Origin of the sequence: Mixta hanseatica (genome assembly GCF_023517775.1) — a bacterium.
GTDB lineage: Bacteria > Pseudomonadota > Gammaproteobacteria > Enterobacterales > Enterobacteriaceae > Mixta > Mixta hanseatica.
Window position 1 is genome coordinate 1 of record NZ_CP082908.1, and the last position, 2,263, is coordinate 2,263.

At 51.6% G+C, this 2,263-nt stretch carries 2 protein-coding genes; both read left to right on the forward strand.

The window, feature by feature from the left end; all coding sequences use genetic code 11:
* Positions 1-525: 525 nt before the first annotated feature.
* Complete coding sequence (locus tag K6958_RS21110) at positions 526-1,521, forward strand: protein rep (protein WP_069067450.1); 996 nt, start codon at positions 526-528, stop codon at positions 1,519-1,521.
* A 238-nt stretch (positions 1,522-1,759) separates the two neighbouring features.
* Positions 1,760-1,945 carry an antitoxin VbhA family protein gene (locus K6958_RS21115; RefSeq protein WP_000166333.1) on the forward strand — a complete coding sequence of 62 codons (186 nt, stop codon included), beginning with the start codon at positions 1,760-1,762 and terminating at the stop codon, positions 1,943-1,945.
* Positions 1,946-2,263: the final 318 nt, after the last annotated feature.

Sequence of the window (2,263 nt, forward strand, 5' to 3'; positions counted from 1 at the left end):
CGTTCGGAAGCGGGGTCCACTCTGTTTAATAGTGGACTCTTGTTGCAATTTGCAACGGAAACAGCCGCGTGCAGTGAATGTAATACTGCACGTTTGTCTCATTCTGATGCTCAGTTGCGAGTGTTTGAGTGCTTTCATGTTTGAGTGTTTGAATTCACTTTTTGGGGTTGGTTTTTCGGCCCTGAAAGGGTCGGAATCCTTGTATTTATACTTAAGGGATAACTCTAGGATTTAAATTCGCTTCCAGCCCTTGTGCCGCAAGGCCTGAGAGCCAATTTGCTCGAAAATGGTTTTGTGAGTATGATTTCTGACAGGTGATCGTGTCTGAGAACTAATTTTTGATTACTTGGGGTGGTTCCCAAGACCTTACTTACTGACACGATGATATGAGAAACCCCTGCAAGTGCTACCAACACTTCAGGGGCGCGATCACCTGGCTAAATACGGTTTGAAATCGACTCTCAACAGGTGATACGGAAATGATAACACACCCTTCCAGCGCCTGCCCATATTGGAGCAGGTGCTATGCAAAACCCTAAGCTACAGAACCTCACCGACTACAGCCCCGACGATAAGCCGTGGGATGCTCATAAGTCACAATCTGATGATGTTGGCGGTATCTATCTGCGTGCTGCTGAATTTGAGTCTTATGCAGCCCGCATGCGCGATTGTGGCGGCCTCCTGCGTTTTGGCTGGTCTACCCTTAAAGACACCGGAGAAACGCGTTTACGGCTCCGTGAGGCGCATTTCTGCCGCGTTCGTCACTGCCCTGTCTGCCAGTGGAGGCGCTCCCTGATGTGGCAAGCCCGTTTTTATCAGTCTCTGCCGAAAATTGTCGCTGATTACCCTGATGGGCGATGGATGTTTCTGACGCTCACCGTTCGTAACTGCGCCATTGAAGATCTCGGAGAAACACTTACCGCCATGAATGCGGCATTTCAGCGAATGAAGGTGCGGAAGGAATTTAAACCCGTACAGGGATGGATTCGCACCACAGAAGTTACCCGCGGCCGAGATGGTTCTGCGCACCCCCACTTTCACACCCTGATGATGGTTCCTCCTGGGATGCTGAACGGTCATGACTACGTTAAGCACTACCGCTGGGTTGAACTCTGGCGTGACTGCCTGCGCGTTGATTACGATCCTAATGTTGATGTTCGGGCAGTGAAACCCCGTAAGCCTAAAGATGGCCAAACGCTGGCATGTGCAACTGCCGAACTGGTGCGCGGTGCCGTTGCTGAAACCCTGAAATATTCGACGAAGCCGGCTGATATGGTTGCTGACCCGGACTGGTTCTTAGAACTGACCCGGCAGACGCACAAACGCCGCTTTGTTGCGACCGGTGGCGCGCTTAAAGACGTTCTGAAACTTGAGCAGGAAACGGATCAGGACATGGTGATCGGGGATGATATTTCCGATGGTGAAGACGATGGTTCACGCCTCGCCTTTGGCTGGGATTCGACGCCAAGAAAATACGTCCGTTTGCCTGAGCGCGATAAGTTTAAATCAGATCCTGATTAGGGTGTCGGGGCCTGCCCTGACCAGGTTGTTTTTGGATGCCGCTGCGTGTGGCGGTACTCCAAAAACACATCTTGTCCGGTACACAGATTTCCTTTGGCATTCCTTCGGGTTTCCCTGAGATTTCCACTCTGCATGCATACACGTATACACGCATAACCAACGGCAGAATTCGGGCAGGATATGTAAAGTGGGCCCACTTTACGCCTGCCTTATTCGCATCCTGCTCAAAGGAAAATCAATGACAAAACAGCAAAGGATCGACGGGTTTCGTAAGGCGGAAGCATCGCTAAAGCTGGAGGGGATGGATCCTTCTGGAACTCCCTTTTATGAGTCTGTAAAAGCCCGAATTATCTCCGGTGAAATCACCTACGAACAGGGCAAAGCTGAGATTCTTTCCCACTACAAAGCCCGCGCAGAAGGTTGAATCGTCAACTTCTAAATCGGGGGATCCCTTTAGGGTTCCGATTTAGTGGTTGTACGACTGCACCCCTCATACCCTTGTGATGGGTGATGGTTCACGTAGTGAGCCATCGCCCTGTAAAGCCGCTTTTACCCCCTTCAAGGCATTGCCTGTGGGGTAGGTGCGCAAGCCCTGCCCTACAGGTGATGCCGTGGGGGTATCCTCGTTTTGCTTGGTGTGCCTTGTTCGTTTAAATCTGCCATGAAGAGTGTCAGGGGTCATGTCGTGCGGCCGCGATGAGGAACGGGGATTGCCCCCGCAGCTCTGCGAGGAGGCATACGC

Bases quoted from the DNA above. Each gene is read 5' to 3' on its own strand.
- K6958_RS21110 (WP_069067450.1), top strand. From the start codon at position 526: ATGCAAAACCCTAAGCTACAGAACCTCACCGACTACAGCCCCGACGAT.
- K6958_RS21115 (WP_000166333.1), top strand. From the start codon at position 1,760: ATGACAAAACAGCAAAGGATCGACGGGTTTCGTAAGGCGGAAGCATCG.